At 69.6% G+C, this 17,430-nt stretch carries 15 protein-coding genes and 1 pseudogene; 6 read left to right on the plus strand and 10 right to left on the minus strand.

Annotation, left to right across the window (positions count from 1 at the left end):
* Positions 1–9: 9 nt before the first annotated feature.
* Genes NBG84_RS22230 through NBG84_RS22245 form a run of 4 tightly spaced genes read right to left on the minus strand, consistent with a single transcriptional unit; the run spans position 10 to position 3,525 of the window.
* Complete coding sequence (locus tag NBG84_RS22230) at positions 10–1,158, minus strand: C45 family autoproteolytic acyltransferase/hydrolase (RefSeq protein WP_250921318.1); 1,149 nt, start codon at positions 1,156–1,158, stop codon at positions 10–12.
* Complete coding sequence (locus NBG84_RS22235; protein ID WP_250921319.1) at positions 1,155–1,913, minus strand: SDR family NAD(P)-dependent oxidoreductase; 759 nt, start codon at positions 1,911–1,913, stop codon at positions 1,155–1,157. Before NBG84_RS22235 ends, NBG84_RS22230 begins: the two co-directional genes overlap by 4 nt.
* Positions 1,910–2,749 (minus strand): SDR family NAD(P)-dependent oxidoreductase, encoded by an 840-nt coding sequence (locus NBG84_RS22240; RefSeq protein ID WP_250921320.1) that lies wholly within the window; start codon positions 2,747–2,749, stop codon positions 1,910–1,912. Before NBG84_RS22240 ends, NBG84_RS22235 begins: the two co-directional genes overlap by 4 nt.
* Positions 2,746–3,525 carry a polysaccharide deacetylase family protein gene (locus tag NBG84_RS22245; protein WP_250921321.1) on the minus strand — a complete coding sequence of 260 codons (780 nt, stop codon included), beginning with the start codon at positions 3,523–3,525 and terminating at the stop codon, positions 2,746–2,748. Before NBG84_RS22245 ends, NBG84_RS22240 begins: the two co-directional genes overlap by 4 nt.
* 315 nt (positions 3,526–3,840) lie before the next feature.
* Here NBG84_RS22245 and NBG84_RS22250 point away from each other — a divergent pair, with 315 nt between their 5' ends.
* Positions 3,841–5,208, plus strand: coding sequence for an APC family permease (locus tag NBG84_RS22250; protein ID WP_250921322.1), 1,368 nt, complete (start codon positions 3,841–3,843; stop codon positions 5,206–5,208).
* Between the two features lie 163 nt (positions 5,209–5,371).
* Here the strand turns inward: NBG84_RS22250 and NBG84_RS22255 are convergent, their stop codons facing one another.
* The 3 genes from NBG84_RS22255 to NBG84_RS22265 all read right to left on the minus strand — a co-directional run bounded on the left by NBG84_RS22255 (position 5,372) and on the right by NBG84_RS22265 (position 7,925).
* On the minus strand, positions 5,372–6,115 hold the full coding sequence (locus NBG84_RS22255; protein ID WP_250921323.1) for a hypothetical protein: 744 nt from the start codon (positions 6,113–6,115) through the stop codon (positions 5,372–5,374).
* 309 nt (positions 6,116–6,424) lie between these two features.
* The gene (locus NBG84_RS22260) at positions 6,425–6,595 is read right to left on the minus strand and encodes a hypothetical protein (RefSeq protein ID WP_250921324.1); all 171 of its coding nucleotides are present in this window, start codon (positions 6,593–6,595) and stop codon (positions 6,425–6,427) included.
* Positions 6,596–7,169: 574 nt separating this feature from the next.
* Positions 7,170–7,925, minus strand: a complete 756-nt coding sequence (locus tag NBG84_RS22265) for an SDR family oxidoreductase (protein ID WP_250921325.1) — start codon at positions 7,923–7,925, stop codon at positions 7,170–7,172.
* A 43-nt stretch (positions 7,926–7,968) separates the two neighbouring features.
* Between NBG84_RS22265 and NBG84_RS22270 the strand changes: the two genes are divergently transcribed.
* Positions 7,969–9,603 (plus strand): alkaline phosphatase D family protein, encoded by a 1,635-nt coding sequence (locus NBG84_RS22270; protein ID WP_250921426.1) that lies wholly within the window; start codon positions 7,969–7,971, stop codon positions 9,601–9,603.
* A 33-nt stretch (positions 9,604–9,636) separates the two neighbouring features.
* On the opposite strand, the pseudogene NBG84_RS22275 reads toward NBG84_RS22270, so the two are convergent.
* A pseudogene (locus NBG84_RS22275) lies at positions 9,637–9,905 on the minus strand (gfo/Idh/MocA family oxidoreductase); the annotation flags it as partial.
* Between the two features lie 263 nt (positions 9,906–10,168).
* On the opposite strand from NBG84_RS22275, the gene NBG84_RS22280 reads away from it, so the two are divergent.
* The gene (locus NBG84_RS22280) at positions 10,169–11,530 is read left to right on the plus strand and encodes a Bcr/CflA family multidrug efflux MFS transporter (RefSeq protein ID WP_250921427.1); all 1,362 of its coding nucleotides are present in this window, start codon (positions 10,169–10,171) and stop codon (positions 11,528–11,530) included.
* Positions 11,531–11,649: 119 nt separating this feature from the next.
* On the opposite strand, the gene NBG84_RS22285 is transcribed toward NBG84_RS22280, so the two are convergent.
* Positions 11,650–13,017 (minus strand): hypothetical protein, encoded by a 1,368-nt coding sequence (locus tag NBG84_RS22285; RefSeq protein ID WP_250921326.1) that lies wholly within the window; start codon positions 13,015–13,017, stop codon positions 11,650–11,652.
* Between the two features lie 190 nt (positions 13,018–13,207).
* Between NBG84_RS22285 and NBG84_RS22290 the strand changes: the two genes are divergently transcribed.
* Complete coding sequence (locus NBG84_RS22290) at positions 13,208–14,212, plus strand: small ribosomal subunit Rsm22 family protein (protein ID WP_250921327.1); 1,005 nt, start codon at positions 13,208–13,210, stop codon at positions 14,210–14,212.
* A 418-nt stretch (positions 14,213–14,630) separates the two neighbouring features.
* On the opposite strand, the gene ddaH is transcribed toward NBG84_RS22290, so the two are convergent.
* Positions 14,631–15,455: a dimethylargininase gene (ddaH, locus tag NBG84_RS22295; protein ID WP_345780618.1), complete on the minus strand. Its 825-nt coding sequence runs from the start codon at positions 15,453–15,455 to the stop codon at positions 14,631–14,633.
* A gap of 257 nt (positions 15,456–15,712) precedes the next feature.
* On the opposite strand from ddaH, the gene NBG84_RS22300 reads away from it, so the two are divergent.
* Together NBG84_RS22300 and NBG84_RS22305 are read left to right on the plus strand one after the other, a co-directional pair.
* Positions 15,713–16,318 (plus strand): TetR/AcrR family transcriptional regulator, encoded by a 606-nt coding sequence (locus NBG84_RS22300; RefSeq protein WP_250921328.1) that lies wholly within the window; start codon positions 15,713–15,715, stop codon positions 16,316–16,318.
* 174 nt (positions 16,319–16,492) lie between these two features.
* Complete coding sequence (locus NBG84_RS22305; RefSeq protein ID WP_250921329.1) at positions 16,493–17,251, plus strand: bifunctional DNA primase/polymerase; 759 nt, start codon at positions 16,493–16,495, stop codon at positions 17,249–17,251.
* Positions 17,252–17,430: the final 179 nt, after the last annotated feature.

Below are 17,430 nucleotides of genomic sequence, written 5' to 3' on the forward strand. Positions count from 1 at the left end.
TGCGACTGTCTACCGACCGTCGAAGAACTGTCCGTAGTCGTAGGTCACCCGAGGCACCGAGCAGGGGTGTCCCAGCACCAGATGCATCAGCCGCTTCGTCGGCTCGATCACGGCGCTCGCCACCGTGGAGCCCTGCTCCAACTCGTGTTCCTTCGGGTTGGGGTGACAGCACAGGGCGTCCGGGAAGTTCTCGTGGTCGCTGAGCACCTCGTGCCAGCCGGCCACCGACGGCTGGGGCATCAACTCCGCGAGCCCGGTGGCCCGCTCCCGACGGAACAGGGTGTCCGGCATGACCCGCGGACCGTGGTCGGCCGCCGTGCTGGGGAACGCCGAGTCCTGGCTGATGAAGTGGTTGGCGTGGATGAGGTACTCGCCCTGGCCGACCGGCAGCCAGCTGATGTCCCCCGCCGCGCCCGGCCGGGTCTCGGCATCGACCGCTCGGCCATCCCCGACGAGGAGGTAGTTCGCCGAGGAGGAGCGGGGAGCCGCCCGCAGCACCTGCTCGGCGGCCTCGATGGAGTCAGCCTCAAGGAGGCCCCGCAGCAGCAGGTGGTACGGCATTCCCGGGGCGCCCACATCGAGCGATGACACCAGGGCGTTGGTCAGTACCGTCACCCCGGCGGAGTTCATACCGAACTTCGCCAGCAGACCGGCCTCCACCACCGACACCCAACGGGGGCCGCGCTCCGGGGCGGTCTCCAGGACCACGATGGTCTGGTGGGAGAAGGGAATCCAGTCCCAGTTCTGCCCCACGATCGGCTCCGCTCCCCGCAGATCGCAGAACGCGGTGCACTCACCGGGAAGCGCGGCGGCAGCGGCGATCTTGCGTGCCTTGCCCGAGAACAGGATCTCGGTCCGCAGATTGAGGGCGAGGATGTCCTCGAAGGCGACTCCAGCGCCTTGCGCTATGCCCTCCATCTCCGTCAGATAGCGCTCGTCGAAGGCCAGGATCGCCGGTACGAACGTCACGGCGAGGTCTTTCGCCTGGTCCCAGCTGAGCTCGGCGAACCTCGCGTAGACCCGCTCGTACTTCTCCAACGAGAGCAGCACCCGCTCCCGGGCCGCGGTGCCGTACTGCACTCCACGCTCGCGCGGGCCGCCCTCGGCACGGACGATGAGCGGTTCCTCGGGGGTGATGAACTCTTCGGTCGTACTCATGAGGCGCTCTGCCCTCCGTCCACGGCGATCACGGTTCCATTGACATAACTGGACTGCTCCGAGGCGAGGAAGAGACACACCTGGGCCACCTCTTCCGCGCTGCCCAGCCGGCGGGCGGGAATCCGCTGGAGCACCTGGTCAAAGATCTCCGGGGTCCCCGACACCGTCGTCATCGGGGTGTCGATCACACCGGGGGCCACCACATTGCAGCGGATACCCCGGGGACCCCACTCGACGGCCAGCTGACGGGCCAGCGAGACCACCGCGCCCTTGCTGGCGCTGTACGCGGCACTGGGCTCGCCCCCGTCACCGCGTACCGCGGCGATGCTCGACATCAGCGTCACACTGCCGCCGTCACCGGTGGTGAGCATCCGCCGCGCCGCCGCCGCGGCGACCAGCAGCGAGCCGCGCGCATTGATGTCGACCACCGTGTCCCACTCGGCGGCCGTGGTCTCGATGGCCGCCTTGAAGCGGTAGACACCGGCGCAGTGGACGACAGCGGTCGGCGCCTGCCCACCCCAGGCGCGGTCGACCTGCTCGAACGCCCGCCGTACGGAGAGCTCATCGGTGATGTCACAGGGGAAGGTGATGATCCCGTCGCCGTCCGGGGCCGGCTGGTCGTCCGCCACCAGATCGAGGCCGATCACCGTCCAGCCGAGGGAGGCCGCCAGGGTCGCGGTGGCCCGGCCGATGCCCGACCGGGAACCGGTGACCACCATGCGCCGCTCGGCCCGCGTACCGCTCAAGGGGTTCATGAGGTGAGCACTCCTCCATTGACGTTCAGGGTCTGCCCGGTCACATAGTCCGCGCCCGACAGCAGATAGTGGACGGCGTCGGCCACATCGGCACCGACGCCATGCCGGGCCAGCGGCACCTCGGAGACCAGTCGTTCCCGTTCCTCATCGAAGGAACGCCCACTGCGCCGGGCGCGCGAGTGCAGTTCCTCGCGGTGCATCTCGGTCATCACATAGCCCGGAGCCACCGCGTTGACCGTGCACCGGGGAGCGAGCTCCACCGACAGGGTGTGCATCAGCGACTGCACCGCCGCCTTGGAAGCACTGTAGGCGCCGGCCCCCGGGGTGGGCTGTTGGGCGAAGAGCGACCCGAGGACGACGATCCGGCCCGGGCGCTCACCCCGCACCAGCAGGGGGCGCACCGCCCGGGCGCAGTGCAGCACCCCAAAGAAGTTGATCTCCAGAACGCGTTGGATCTCGTCGTCCGGGGTGTCCAGGAGAGGGGTCTCCGGGCCCCCGACGGCCGCGTTGGCCACCAGGGCGTCAACGCCGCCGAAGGCCAGCACCGCCCGGTCTGCCATCAGGGTGGCGTCCGGGGCCCTGGAGACGTCCGCGACCAGGGCCACCAGCCGCTCTCCGGTGGGATCGAGCTCCTGGGCCGCCGAGGTGACCTGGGGGTCCACATCGGTGATCAGGACGTTCCAGCCCTCGGCCAGCAGCCGCCGCGCCACGCCGTAGCCGATACCGCGGGCCGCGCCGGTGACGATCGCGGTGCGCCGGGTCGGTGCCGGGGCCCGGTGCGGTGTGGCGCTGGCGGCCGTGGCCGCTGGGGCGGAGCCCTCGCTGGGGACGCTCATGCCCGGGCCGCCGCCGCGGAGTCACGGACCGCCGAGGCCACCTCATGGCAGCGAGCGAACCAGATCCGGTCATCGGACCTCATGCCGGTCAAGAACGCCTCCAGCATCCGCAGCCGCCCTGGACGGCCGATGATCTGCGGATGGACGGTGAGCGTCACCAGGCCGCCTTCCTCGTGGATCGCCGACGACTCCTCGCCCCAGAGCTCGGCCACCTCGCGCGAGGAGCGGATCGTACGGTCCCAGCTGGTGGCGTCGAACCAGAAATGGGGTGCGTCATCCAATGACCAGTGCACCGGGATCTCCACCAGATCATGGCGAGGATGGGGATACGGGAAGATCGCGTCCATCATGTTCGACGAATAGCTGAACCCGTTCTCCACGAGCAGGTCCAGGGTGTTCGGGCTGATGTCCCACGACGGGGACCGATATCCCATGATCCGGTCTTGGAAAGAACGCAGCACGGACAGGCCGCGGTCCAGTTCCTCCACCTCCTGGTCACGTTCCATGAGATGGGGAGAACGATGGGTGAAACCGTGGTGCCCGATTTCATGACCGTGGGCCGCCACTGATTCCACAATCGCGGGATACCTTTCCGCGTCTCCGCCGCAGACGAAAAACGTGGCCGGTATGCCGAGGCGCTTGAGCATGTTCAGCAACTGGGGGACCGCGACTTCAGCGCCGTAACGCGCCTGAGAAAGCACTCCGGGGCGGGCGGCGTTCGCAGGGTCCTCGGCGAGCCACAATTCCTCGGCGTCGAAGTCGATGGTCAGCGCCAAAGCCGCGCTATAGCCTGCTGGCCACATACGGGGTCCTCTCTCCAATGCGGGATCGAGGAACACGGTAACGATCAGGATCGTTTTGCGAACTCCGTAAGATTACGTATCAGACCGTGTGAACGGTCGCTGCGCCCGACTCCGGTGACGGCGAGCCCCGTCTTACGTACGTACAGATGCGTATGTCGGTCGACGCCGGGTTTTGCCACCCTTCGGGAATCGATTGAACCCCCGTTGAACTGACGGGCGCGGAGAGGAATCAAGCCGGTGTCCAGTCCCACCAGTGAAAAAGCACCTCAGTTGACGAGAGTGCTGCGGTTGCCCGCGATCGTTCTGTTCGGTCTCACCTATATGTCTCCGGTCGCGGTCTTCACGACCTACGGGATCGTCAATGACGAGACCGCGGGGCATCTGCCCGCCGCTTATGTGCTGGCGCTCGGCGTGATGCTGCTGACCGCCCATAGCTATGGGCGGATGGTGCGCAGCTTCCCGGCCGCCGGTTCGGCGTACAAGTACTCCCAGCGGGTCTTCGGCGGACATGTCGGCTTTCTGACCGGCTGGACCCTGATGCTGGACTACCTCTTTCTGCCGATGGTGTCGTTCCTCCTCGCCGGCATCTATCTGCACGCTCAGTTCCCCGGGGTCCCACAGGGCGTATGGAGTGTGCTGGTCCTTCTGCTGGTGCTGGTCTTCAACGTCCTGGGCGTGAAGTTCGTCAGCAAGATCACCGCAATCATCATGGGCATCACGGCTGTGCTGCTGGTGGCGTTCGTGGTGCTGTCCGGTGTGAAGTCGGAGGTGTCGGCCGGACAGGCCTTCCAGTCGTTCATCCCGGAGTCGGGCCAGTGGTCGCTGCTGGCCGGCGGAGCGGCCATTCTGGCGCTGAGCTTCCTCGGTTTTGACGCGGTCTCCACGCTGGCCGAGGAGTCCCACAACCCGCGCAAGACCATTCCGCTGGGCATCATCCTGACCACGGCCATCGGCGGTGGCCTCTTCATCCTGGTGGCCTGGGTCGGTTCGCTGGTCCGCCCGGACAACAACTTCACCAACCCGGACTCGGCCGGCGCGGAGTTGATGGAGACCGTCGGGGGCAGCGCCCTGAGCGGTGCGTTCACCGCGGTCTATGTGCTCGGCTGTATCGGCTCGGCCATGGTGTCCCAGGCGAGCGTGTCCCGGATCATCTTCTCGATGGGACGTGACGGACTCCTGCCGACCAAGGTCTTCGGCCGTCTGCACCCCAAGTTCGGTACGCCGGTGGGCGCGCTGATCGCGGTGTCCGTGGTGGCCCTGCTCTCCACGGTGCTCACCCTGGACCAGGCAGTCGTCATGATCAACTTCGGTGCGCTGGCGGCGTTCTCGATGGTGAACCTGAGCGTGATCAAGCACTACCTCTTCGGCAAGGGCCGCGGCCGTACGGTGGGCGCCCGATCGCTTCTGGTCAACGGTCTCCTGCCGGGCCTCGGCTTCGCCTCGACGGTCTGGCTGTGGACCAGCCTCACCGGTGAGACCTTCGTGGTGGGCCTGCTGTGGATGGCGGCGGGAATCGTGCTGCTGGCGATCTCCACCCGGTTCTTCACCCGTCAGCCCCCTGAGTTCCATATGGGCGCGGAGGGCGAGGACCTCACCGCACTGGAGACCGAGACCCCGACGGTGTCCCGACCGCACGAGGGCAGCCCGCTGGGCTGACCCGGGAAGCACGATCGGGAGGCAGGCGCGTTCCGTGGCACCTGCCTCCTCGCGTTGCTGACGGCCGAGCCGTGGGCCGGCCCTTTCCGGACGGTGGGTGGACACGGCGGTGCGGTGGACGGGGGCGGGCGGTCGCCCGTGTCCGCCCGCGGTGGTGTGCGGTTCAAACGACCGTCGGCATCAGCCAACCCGCTACCTGGGTGGCAACGGGGAAAACGGTCCGGCAATCGCCGCACTCGCCTTCCCCGAAGAGATGGGCGAAGCCCTCCGCGACCTCTCGCTGCCCGTGCCGCAGGGCCCGCTCATAGAGCTGCTTGGCCACACCGTCCAGGTCCTGCGGGGGCGTCGGGCGCAGCGGGATCTTCTCGATGTCGTCGCGCGCGTAGTCACCGATGGCGGAGAAGCGGCCCTCCGCGCCGATGACGAGGAAGACCTCCACCCCGCAGTGGGGGCACTCCACCTCGTACTCCCCCTCCACCATGCCGTCGAGGCGCTCGTCCCAGATCGCTACGTCCTCACAGGCCAGCGCGGTCTGCAACAGCAGCAGATAGGTCTCCGAATCCAGCGCCGCATGCAGGCACTCATCCGTCAGTCGCGCGAGCTCTTCGATCTCTGCCGCGTAGGTCGTGCGCGCGGTCATGCCCTCGGGTGAGCGCCGTGCGCAGCTCACGATCGGCCCCGCGGCGAGCAGGGTCCAGGACCGTCGCTCCGGCTCCTGGCCGGATGCGATCTCGGCGAGCCGGGGGAGTGCCGCAAAACTCGCGGTGAAGGCGGTGTCCAACTGGGGGCAGAGCCGATCCATCAGTTCCGGCCAAACGCTGCTCGGGGCAGCCTCAAAACGATCTAGCAGGGCCGGAATGCCATCGGCGGAACCGAACGCGTCCTCAAGCTGCGACCAATCAGTCATACCCGGATCTAATCAGGCCCTCTACGACGAGACGAGGGCAGCCCAAAACCTGTCCCTTTTAGGCCAGTTGCGGGGTGATGTGTGGAGGCGCCCACCGCCAGCCAGCCCATCTGTTTCGGCAACAGCACATCTGTTCCGGCAATCCGCGAGGGCCAGCGGTCGGGCGAACGGGCAGCCGTCCATGCTTGTCCGAAACCTGCCTCCGGGGACGTCCGGTGGGCAGATTCCGCAAAACCACCATGGTCATCGCGACCATCACATCGCACGGCTCAGTCGCCACGTCCTGCCCACTGAGGGTGCCCCCCGGATTCAGGCCGATCGCGCCATCCGCGCGACCTGTCCGACCTCCTCCGTCAGCTTCAACAACCGCACCAGCGTTTCCTGTTCGGCCGAACGCGGGCATTCCTGATCGGGCCAGACGTGCAGGCGGTCGACCGTGTCCCAGATCGGATCGAGCGTCATCTCCAGGGTGTGCTCCATAAGACCAGCGTCCCATGCCGACGCCCTGTCGGCAGCCTTCGCCAGAGCCTTGGCCGAGCCTCGCCACTCCCCACCCCCCGCGGGGGACCTGTGGATGCTCCTCGGCGGGCGGCGAGCCCCTTGAGCGGCCCGTTCCGCGGTAGGCGGCGGTGGGCCGCGATCCGCCGGTCTGATCTGTGATGAGGGGCATCGGCCCAGGCCGCGCCCCATGCCGCCCACCGCCGACGCGGGGCGGACCGCTCGGAGGTGGGGCGGTTCAGCCACTTGGGGCGGGGGACCGGCAGTGCTGTCAGGCCCGACCGGGGGCGCCGGCCCACCCCGCTGCCATCGGGACGGGCCGGACCCTGAACGGCTGATTGTCGTACTGCCGAGTGGCGCACCCCGGCCGTCCCGCTGCCGCCCCGCCGTGAAGGGGGCCGACCTCACCAGGTCGCACCCCAGGAGTGGCCCCCACCGAACCGCGTGGCGCCAGGGAGTGACGCCATCGACCGCTCGGTGCCGAGCCACCCGAATCGGCCACCTCCGTCCGGGCCGATCGCGCGCTGCCCGCCCCGCGGGCTACCTCGGTCAGACCCTAGCCCCGCCCGATGAAGGGCATCTTCGTCGCCATCACCGTCACCGACTGCACATTCGCCTCCAGCGGCAGTTCCGCCATCAGCAGCACCGTGCGGGCCACATCAACCGCGTCCATCACCGGCTCCACCGCGAGCTCCCCGTTGGCCTGGGGCGCCCCCTGGCCCATGGGACGGGTCATCTCGGTCGCGGCATTGCCGATGTCGATCTGGCCGCAGGCGATCCCGTACTCACGACCGTCCAGCGACAGAGCCTTGGTCAGACCCGTGATCGCATGTTTGGTCGCCGTGTACGGGGCGGAGTGCGGTCGGGGCACCTGAGCCGACAGCGAGCCGTTGTTGATGATGCGTCCGCCGCGCGGGGACTGATCGCGCATCATCCGAAAAGCCGCCTGCGCGCAGAGGAACGCCCCCGTCAGATTGACGTCCACCACCGCTCGCCAATCCTCCAGGGCGATGTCCTCAAAACGGACGCCCCCACCGGGGCCGAACACACCCGCGTTGTTGAACAGCAGGTCGACACGTCCCCAACGCGTGCGCACTTCGGTAAAGAGCATGTTCACATCTGCTGGTGACGTCACATCAGTGGGGACACAGAGCACCTTCCCATCGGCCAGCGCCGCTGTTTCCGCCAGCGCGGCGGCCCGCCGCCCCGCCAACGCCACCGACCAGCCCGCACCCGCCAGAGCCAGTGCGACACCGCGTCCGATGCCCGACCCCGCACCCGTCACCACTGCGACCCTTGAATGATCCGTCATGGGCGCGCAGCGTAGCCCCGATGGTCGTGGACGGGCGGCGGCCATGACCCCCACCGCGGCGCTCGCCGTGCATTCGGCCGAACTCCGGGCCGCTGCGCGCCACATCGCCCGCCGCCGGTTGCTCACCGGGACCGCCGCCGCCGCGGCCCTCGCCTTCGCCTTCGGCCTCCCCGGTACGGCGTCGGCCGCGGATCTCGACCCCCGCCGGATCGGCGAAGACCCCTTCACCCTGGGTATCGCCTCCGGAGACCCCCGGCCCGGCTCGGTACTGCTGTGGACACGGCTCGCGCCACGTCCCTACGAGCCGGACAGCGGGCTGCCCTTCCGCAGGCTCGACGTGCGGTGGGAAGTCGCCCATGACCCCGGCTTCACCAGGATCGCCCGGCGCGGCAGCGCCATCGCCCACCCGGAGCTTCACCACAGCCTGCGTGTGGAGGTGACCGGACTCGGCCATGACCGTACGTACTACTACCGCTTCCGGGCCGGACCGTGGATCAGCGCCACCGGGCGCACCCGTACCGCGCCCGCCCCCGGTGCCCGGGTCGGTCGACTGCGGTTGGCCGCCGTCTCCTGCCAGGCCTACCACGAGGGCTACTTCACCCCGTACCGCCACCTCGCCGATGACGAACTGAACGCCGTCTTCCATCTTGGTGACTATCTGTACGAGCATCCCGTCAACGCGACCGGCGGCGCCCGACGTCTCCGGGGCAGTCCGCTCCCCGCCCACTTCAACCGCGAAACCCTCACCCTGGAGGACTATCGGCTGCGCTACGGCCTCTACCGGTCAGACCCGGACCTACGGGCCGCGCACGCCGCGCACCCCTTCGTCCTCACCTGGGACGACCACGAGACCGAGAACAACTACGCCGATGACAGCCCCGGCTACCCCCAACCGCCGGAGGAGTTCCTGCTACGTCGGGCCGCGGCCTATCGCGCCTACTGGGAGAACCAGCCGCTCCGGATCGCGCAGCGGCCCCACGGCCCGGATATGCGTCTCTACCGCAGACTGCGCTTTGGCCGGCTCGCCCAGTTCGACATCCTCGACACCCGTCAGTACCGCTCCCACCAGGCGTACGGGGCCGGCTGGCACCCCCCGGGCCCCCGGTCCGACGACCCCGCGCGGACCATCACCGGAGCGGCCCAGGAACGCTGGCTCCTCGACGGCTGGCGAAACTCCCGCGTCCGGTGGCATGTGCTGCCCCAGCAGGTCGTCTTCGCCAGACGTCGGCGCAGCCCGGTCCAGCCGTACACCGTGAGCATGGACGCGTGGGACGGCTATCCGGCCTCACGGCAACGGGTGCTCGCCGGCGCCGAGGCGGCCGGTGTCGACAATCTCCTGGTCCTGAGCGGCGATGTCCATGTGGCGTACGCCCTCGATCTCCAGCGGGACTGGGACGACCCCGGTTCCCCTACGGTCGGTACCGAGATCGTCACCACCTCCATCAGCAGTGGGGGAGACGGCGGCGACCGCCCCGCCAACTGGGCGGCTCTCACCACGGCCAACCCCCATCTGCGCTACTACAACGGCCGTCGCGGCTATGTGGTCGTGACCCTCGACGAGCAGCGGGCGCGCGCTGACTTCCGGACCGTGACCGCGGTCACCGCACCCGGCTCGCCGATCACCACGGCCGCGTCCTTCGTCACCGAGGCCCGGAGCCCCGGCCTTCGACCGGTATGACGGTGCCTTGGGCCTTCGACCGGTACGACTGCCTCAGTCCGGTACGGCGTGGGCATCCCCGCCCGGGTAGCGGACGCCGATGTGCTCCCGTACGGCATCGAGCGTCCGCATCACGGCCAGCGGCCCTTCCAGCGGTACGGGCGGCGGTTCGGTCTCACCCGCGGGCAGCGCATCACCTCGGCCGCCTCACGCTGGTACGAGTCCCGAGCGCCGTCCATCGTGTACTCCTCGGGCTCCCGGCCGTCGCGGTGCGGCACAAAGCGCTCCGGAGATGAAGAAGCCGCGGGTGACGTGATCCGGCCCCCTGGGAAAGAGGGTCTCAACCATTCCCGAAGAGCTGAGAACATAGGAAAGGATTCAACGATATGGAGAGCTGATGCCGAAGCCGGAGAGCGGCCAGGGCGGTACGGAAGGCCACATACCAACCCCGCGGTCGACCGCGGACCCCACCACGAACGCCACCAACGCCGCGATGGCCGCGACCGAGGCAACCGGGGCGACGGCCGCGATGGCGGCGACTTCGGCGATGGCCGCCGAAGGACGGACCGCCGAGGAGACTCGGGCCATGGCTGCCGGGACCACCGACACCACCGGGCCGATCACCGAGTCGATCACCGGGCCGGCCCTTGCGCCCCTTGCCACCGCCACCAGGCAATCCGCGGACAAGGGCGTGGGAACCGGTGCTCCCGCGTCGGCCGCACCCCGCACAGTCGCCGCCAGGCGGGCCGGACTCGTCCTCACTCTTGTCCTCGGCGGGCTCACTGCCCTTCCGCCGCTCTCCATGGACATGTACCTCCCGGCCCTTCCCGCCGTCACCGACTCCCTCTCCGCGACGGCCGCGACCGCCCAGCTCACCCTCACCGCCTGCCTCGCCGGTATGGCGCTCGGACAGCTGATCGTCGGGCCCATGAGCGACAGATGGGGCCGCCGCCGGCCCCTGCTCATCGGGATGCTCATCTATGTCGTCGCCACCGCCATCTGCGCCTTCGCGCCCTCCGCCGAACTGCTGATCGCCTTTCGGCTGCTGCAAGGCCTCGCTGGCGCGGCCGGAATCGTGATCGCGCGCGCGGTGGTCCGTGATCTGTACGACGGCGTGGAGATGGCCCGCTTCTTCTCCACCCTGATGCTGGTCTCAGGGGCCGCGCCGATCATCGCGCCGGTCATCGGAGCGCAGGTGCTCCGCTTCACCGACTGGCGGGGCATCTTTGTCGTCCTCACGGCGGTCGGGGTGCTGCTGACACTGGTGGTGCTGAAGTGGCTGCCCGAGACCCTTGCCCCGGAGCGACGGCACAGCGGCGGGGTCGGCGGGGCGCTGCGCACCATGCGCGGCCTGCTCGCCGATCGGGTGTTCGCCGGTTACATGCTCACCGGTGGGCTCGCCTTCGCCGTGCTCTTCGCCTATATCTCCGCCTCACCCTTTGTGGTGCAGGAGATCTACGGCGCGTCCGCGCAGACGTTCAGTCTGCTCTTCGGTGTGAACGCCGTCGGCCTGATCGTGGTCGGCCAGGTCAACGGCAGACTGCTGGTGGGCCGGGTCAGCCTGGACAAGGCGCTTGGGCTGGGGCTTGCCGTGATCATCGCCGCCGCGGTGGCGCTGTTGCTGATGACCTCGGGTGTCTTCGGCGAGGTCGGTCTGTTCGCGGTGTCGGCCGGGCTCTTCGTACTGATGGCGGCGATGGGTCTGGTGCTGCCCAACACCAACGCCCTGGCGCTCTCCCGGACGCCCCATGCGGCCGGCACCGCGTCAGCCCTGCTGGGCACCTCGTCCTTCCTGGTGGGCGCGATCGCCTCGCCGCTGGTGGGGATCGCGGGGGAGGCGACGGCGGTACCGATGGCGGTGGTGCAGTTGGTGTGCGCACTGGCGGCGGTGGGCTGCTTCCTCGGGCTCTGCCGACCGTGGCAGCAGCGCGCGGACTCGTCCCTCTGAGGAGCCGTCAGCAAGCCCGGTCAGCAGGCCCGCCCGGGAAGCACCGTCAGCAAGTCCCGTCGGGGCGCCCTCCGAGGAGGGCCCCTGCCGGGGCTGGGCCGGGTGTTCTCCGGGCGCTGCTACGGCGTGCGCCGCACATGCCCCAGCAGATGGAGCCGGTCCCTGGCGTCGGTCCAGCCGAAGATCCCCACCCCGGCCACTTCCGCCTGGGGAAGCCGCACCTGCGGGGCCAGGGGCTGGGGTACCGGCCTGGTCAGTTCCAACTGGACCGGTGTACCGCCGCCCGCCAGCGCCTCGGCCGCACCGCGGACACCGGTCGCGCCGTACGCCGTGCCCGAGTCGGTCACCGTGGTCAGCAGCAGCCGCTGGGAACCGTCGGGCTGCTCGAAGCAGTACGCCTTGCGCCGCGTCAGGTCGAAGGCGAGATGTCCCGCCACCAGATAGCCCGCCTTCGGCGAGATCGCCGCCTGGGGATACTCGCCCGGCTCGATCGCGGGCTTGTGGCAGCGCGTCTGCACCAGCAGCTTCCCTGACGTGATGTCATGCACGGCCCAGACCTCATGGGTACGGACGTCTTTCCGCTTCTTCGCCGGCTGCCACCTGGAGAGCAGCAGGCCGGGTGCCACCGAGGTGGGCGTACCGGAGGCGGGGTTGGTCCCGCTGGGGGCCACTTTCCCGCTGTACCAGCCACCGCGCACCCAGAAGCCGCTTTCGCCGCTGAGCAGGAGCCCTTGGGTGGTGATCGCCCGTATCTCCGTCAGCCGTCGACAGCCGGCACAGCCCTTGGGGTAGGCGAGTGCGTTCTCCGCCAGCTTCACCACCTCGCCGGACATCGGATCGACGACCGCGTTACGGGTGCGGCCGTCGGTGATCAGGACACCGGGGCCGGTGCCCGACACGGTGGGGGCGCCGGTCCAGGGGAGTTCGACCCGTCGTCGCGCGCCGTCGCGGGCGCCGTAGATGTCGAGTACGAGGAAGGTGTCGGCCTCGGCCAGACGGTCATCGCCCGCCCTCCCGAAGGACCAGGCGACGAAGAACTCCCGGCCGTCCTTGGCGACGCCGAGCAGCCGAGGGAAGCGCGGAGGCGCTCCGGAACCCGCCGAGGCGGCGGAGCCCTCCGACGCCGACCGGTCGAGGCCCGTCGGGGGATGCCATGGGCGTCCCGTCCAGCCCGGGCGTCCGGTCGTTACATCGAGCGTTCGCATCCGGAACCTGCCGCCCGGCATCCGCTCCAGATAGGCCATCCGCCCGCCCACCCGCGCGAAGGCCTGCTCCGGTGAGGCATCGGAGACCTCCCAGTGCGGTCGGGGGCCGTAGCCGGCCGGGACGGTGAGCTGGGTCGGAGGGGGTGGGGACGGTGGGGCGGTGGTCCGGGAGGAGTTCTTCGCGGCGGACCGGTTGTCGCCGCCGCACATGGTCAGTGCGAGAAGCAGCGCCACTGTGCAGGCCCCCGCCGCCATGGCCATGCGCATGACCCTCTGTCTCATGCGCCCCTCTGTCTCATGGGTCCCCCGAGAGTGGTGGTCACGTTCCGTGTGCGGTTGCGGCCGTCAGCGTAGCAACCGGGCCCCGGCGCCACTCCGTTCGGGCTCAGACCGTGACGGCGCACCGCGATATCGGAGCGCGGCCGCCTTGGCGGCCGGGCTCGGTGGCGCGGGAAACGCCTAGAATCGCCCGGTGAACGCCACCTTCCCCGCCGCCGAGGTCCTGCGCGGCGCCCTCGCCGGTCTACTCGACGGGCTGCCGCCCAGCCAGGCCGCACGGGCCGTCGACCGGCTGATCGCCAACTACCGTGGTGCCACCCCGACCAGCACGCCCATCCTGCGTGACCGCTCGGATGTCGCCGCGTACGCCGCGTACCGGATGCCCGCGACCTTCGAGGCGGTCCGTTCCGCGGTGGGTGCCCTGCGTGAGGCGGCGCCCGGGTGGGCGCCGGTGACACACACCGATATCGGCGGCGGTACGGGGGCGGCGAGCTGGGCCGTGGCCGAGGCATGGCAGGACGAGGCGCCCTCGACGACCGTTCTCGACTGGGCCGAGCCGGCTCTCGCGCTGGGCCGGGAGCTCGCGATCGCCTCGGGCGTGCCCGCTCTACGGAACGTGCGCTGGCAGCGCTCACGTATCAGTGCGGCGATCAACGTGGAGAGCACTGATCTCATCACCATGTCCTACGTTCTCAACGAGTTGACCGAGACCGACCGGACGGCCGTCGTCACCGAGGCCGCACGGGCCGCCCAGGCCGTGGTGATCGTGGAGCCCGGTACTCCCGATGGCTATGACCGGATCATCCAGGCCCGTGAGGTGCTGGTGAAGGCCGGATTGACGGTCGCGGCCCCCTGTCCGCACAGTGCGGCCTGCCCGATCGTCCCCGGTTCCGACTGGTGCCACTTCGCCGCCCGGGTGAGCAGGTCCTCCCTGCACCGGCAGGTCAAGGGCGGGTCGTTGGCGTACGAGGACGAGAAGTTCAGCTATGTCGCCGCGACCCGCTTCACCCCGGAACCGGTCGCCGCGCGCGTCATCCGCAAGCCCCAGATCCGCAAGGGCCTGGTCCTGCTCGACCTCTGTGAAAAGGGGGAGGAGCTGACCCGCGAGAACGTCGCCAAGCGCCATGGGCCGCGGTACCGAGCGGCCCGTGACACCGCCTGGGGAGACCCCTGGCCCCCTGCGGCCCCGGATGCCTGACAGACGACGGACCGGCGCCCGCGGAAGCAGTCGGCAGGACCACTGATCGATCCGCTCGGCCGGGATCCTGGCCTGGACCGCCTGGACCGCCTGGACACTTGGCCCGGACCGCCCGGACCGCCTGGACACTGGCCTGGACCGCCTGGACCGCCTGGACCGCCTGGACCCTGGCCCGGACCGCCCGGACCCTTGGTCTGGGCTGTCGGCTGGCCCGCGGCCTGGGCCGCCGGCCCGGGCCCATAGCCCGCGACCTCGCCCCGGGCCTCCGCAGGGAGCGTCGGCCGAGCGCTGCCAGGGCAGGCGCAAGGCCGGCCAGTGCCGATGGCCGGCCTCCTCCCTCGGCTGTCGTCGACCACCGCGCGCCAGGCGCGCCAGGCGCGCCAGCGGAACGCTCGGTCAGCCGCAGCGGGCGCGGTGTCTAGGCGCGCAGCTCCTGGGTGCAGCACTTCACACTGCCGCCGCCCTTCAGCAACTCGCCCAGATCCATCCCCATCGGCTCGTAACCCCGGTCCCGCAGGGGCGAGAAGAGCCCGACCGCCGCCTGGGGCAGCAGCACATGACGGCCGTCACTCACCGCGTTCAGCCCCAGTGCCCCCGCGTCCTCCTCCTGTGCGATCAGCGCGTCGGGGAAGAGCCGGGCCAGGACCGAACGGCTTCCCGGTGAGAAGGCGCCCGGGTAGTACATGACCTCGTCCGCCGCCTCGTCCAGCACGGACAGCGCCGTATCCAGGTGGTAGTAGCGCGGGTCCACCAGATCCAGGCCGATCACCGGCCGGCCGAAGAACTCCTGGGCTTCGTCGTGCGAGAGCGGACTGGACCGAAAGCCCCTCCCGGCCAGGACATAGGACGAGGTGACGGCGAAGTCGCCCTCGCCCTCGTTGATGTGCAGGGGTTCATGGATCTTGGTGTAGCCGGCGGACCGGAACCAGTCGAGATGGGCCGCGGCCTCGCCCTCCCGCTCCCGGTGGGCGAACCGGGCGCCCAGCACCCGGCCGTCGATGACGGTCGCGCCGTTGGCGGCGTAGACCATGTCGGGCAGTCCGGGCTGGGGCTCCAGCAGTTCGACGGTGTGGCCGAGCGCACGGTAGCGGTCGCGCAGGTCCTCCCACTGGGCCAGGGCCAGTTGAAGGTCGACGGGCTTCGCCGGGTCCATCCACGGGTTGATGGAGTACGTCACTCTGAAGTGCACGGGTGGGCACATCAGATAGCGGCGCGGCGAGGCGTCACGAAGCGATGAGCGCAATGAGGGCTCCTCACAAACGAGTACGACGGGGAACACGCGGTCTGCGTGTGTGGAGCCATGGTGAGGCCAAATCGGCCAAAGCGCTGTGACCTGGTCGACTGGTTCATCGTTTTGTACGGCGCGGTGGACCTCGGGTGATGGAGAAACCTCCGTATGCTGACCCGCCCCTGGTACGGCGGGTTCCCGACAATCGGCTGATGGAGGGGGCGCCGGTCGAGACGATACGTTTCGCCTCTTCGGTTGCTAGATTGACCGCCATGACCGACAACAAGGCGCCCGACTCCAGCCGACGCAGCGAACGCTCGCGCCGAGCCATCTACGACGCCGCTCTCGCACTCGTCACCGAGGTCGGATACGCCCGCACCACCATCGAGGGCATCGCGGCCCGCGCCGGGGTGGGAAAGCAGACGATCTACCGCTGGTGGCCGTCGAAGGCCGCCGTGCTCCTCGAAGCATTCCTCGATCTGGCGGATCAGGCCGCGGACGGCAACTATGACTTTCCCAACACCGGTGATCTGGAGGCGGACCTCAAGGCCGTGCTGCGCGCCACCGTCGACGAGATGAACGATCCCGTCTACGACGGCCCCACTCGCGCACTGGCCGCCGAAGGCGTGATCGACGCGGCGCTGGGGGCGCAGTTCGTCGAGAAGCTGCTCGATCCGCCGATCCAGCTCTATGTGGGGCGGCTGCGCGCCGCCGAGACCGCGGGCGGCCTCCGGGCCGGTATCGACCTCCGTACCGCCGTCGAACTCTTTATCGGTCCCCTCACCCACCGCTGGCTGCTCCGCACCCTTCCGCTGACCCATGAGTACGCCGATTCCGTGGTCGAGTACGCGCTCAACGGCCTGTCGCCCCGCGGCTGAGGGGCCCCAGCCGCCCCCGGTGGCGGGGTCGCCATCCAGGCCGGCCGGATCGCCCGAGGCCCTGGATGGCCTGGATGACGACCCCCGGTTGGTCACTGTGGCCACCCACAGAGCAGGATGGTGGGACGATGGTAGAGACCACGTGGGGCGAGCGTGAGGTGTGTGAGGGGATAGATGGCCGACGGTAAAGGTCGTTACGGCGGCACGGCGAACAGGCTCTCCTGGGAGAACCGGCCCCAGTGGCTGCGCCGACGTGTCAAGGACACCGAGCCCGACGACTCAGACCGCGAGGCTCTGCTGCTTGCGGTGGCCGACGCGGGAATGCCACTGGCCCCCGCCGCCTATCCCGTCGCCTATCGATGTTCCTGCGAGCGCATCGGCTGTCCGACCCCCGGTCGCCACCCCGTCTCCTTCGCTTGGCAGACGCAGTCCACCACCGACCGGGCACAGATCCAGCGCTGGGCCGAGGGAGAACCCCTGGCCAACTTCATCACCGCCACCGGCATGGTCCACGATGTGCTCGACGTGCCCCTGGAAGCGGGCCGCAAGGCGCTGGACCGGCTGCTGGAGCTCGGCGTCGAGGTGGGCCCCGTCGCGGAGTCCAGCGGCGACGGCGAGCAGGCGCGCGCGCTCTTCTTCACCGCCACCCGCGGCACCCCCGAGGACGAGGACGAGTGGTGGCCCTGTGAGCTGGACTGCCGCCCCGAGACCATGGACGAGCACCCGGGGCTGCGCTGGCACTGCCGGGGCAGCTATGTCCTCGTGCCGCCCGCCCGTCTCCCCGGGGACCACGAGGTCTACTGGGTACGTGGTCCTGAGCTCACGCTGCCCGATCCGTTGACGCTCCTTGAGACACTGACCGACGCCTGCGCGCAGTTCATCGGCGAGCAGGAGGACATCGAGCAGGAGGTGGCCTGGCCGCTCGGCCGCTGAGGCCCCGCCGATCGAGTCATGCCCGCGGCCCCGGCGAACCCTTCCGTTCTCCTGGCCGTCCCAACCCCCTGGTTCAGGGGGTTGGATGGAGTGCGAGCCCCTCAGGCACAGACCGTGGGAAGCGGGATGCCGGGGCCTGGGAACAGGCCATAGGCGCCAGCCCCGGGAACAGGGCGCCG

Source organism: Streptomyces albipurpureus (genome assembly GCF_023701525.1).
Lineage (GTDB): Bacteria > Actinomycetota > Actinomycetes > Streptomycetales > Streptomycetaceae > Streptomyces > Streptomyces albipurpureus.

What these genes read in the sequence shown, in the direction of transcription:
- NBG84_RS22255 (WP_250921323.1), bottom strand. Translation starts at nt 6,115, where the DNA reads ATGACTGATTGGTCGCAGCTTGAGGACGCGTTCGGTTCCGCCGATGGC.
- NBG84_RS22260 (WP_250921324.1), bottom strand. Translation starts at nt 6,595, where the DNA reads ATGGAGCACACCCTGGAGATGACGCTCGATCCGATCTGGGACACGGTC.
- NBG84_RS22270 (WP_250921426.1), top strand. Translation starts at nt 7,969, where the DNA reads ATGACCCCCACCGCGGCGCTCGCCGTGCATTCGGCCGAACTCCGGGCC.
- NBG84_RS22240 (WP_250921320.1), bottom strand. Translation starts at nt 2,749, where the DNA reads ATGAGCGTCCCCAGCGAGGGCTCCGCCCCAGCGGCCACGGCCGCCAGC.
- NBG84_RS22305 (WP_250921329.1), top strand. Translation starts at nt 16,493, where the DNA reads ATGGCCGACGGTAAAGGTCGTTACGGCGGCACGGCGAACAGGCTCTCC.
- NBG84_RS22230 (WP_250921318.1), bottom strand. Translation starts at nt 1,158, where the DNA reads ATGAGTACGACCGAAGAGTTCATCACCCCCGAGGAACCGCTCATCGTC.
- NBG84_RS22280 (WP_250921427.1), top strand. Translation starts at nt 10,169, where the DNA reads ATGGCTGCCGGGACCACCGACACCACCGGGCCGATCACCGAGTCGATC.
- NBG84_RS22265 (WP_250921325.1), bottom strand. Translation starts at nt 7,925, where the DNA reads ATGACGGATCATTCAAGGGTCGCAGTGGTGACGGGTGCGGGGTCGGGC.
- NBG84_RS22300 (WP_250921328.1), top strand. Translation starts at nt 15,713, where the DNA reads ATGACCGACAACAAGGCGCCCGACTCCAGCCGACGCAGCGAACGCTCG.
- NBG84_RS22235 (WP_250921319.1), bottom strand. Translation starts at nt 1,913, where the DNA reads ATGAACCCCTTGAGCGGTACGCGGGCCGAGCGGCGCATGGTGGTCACC.
- NBG84_RS22285 (WP_250921326.1), bottom strand. Translation starts at nt 13,017, where the DNA reads ATGAGACAGAGGGTCATGCGCATGGCCATGGCGGCGGGGGCCTGCACA.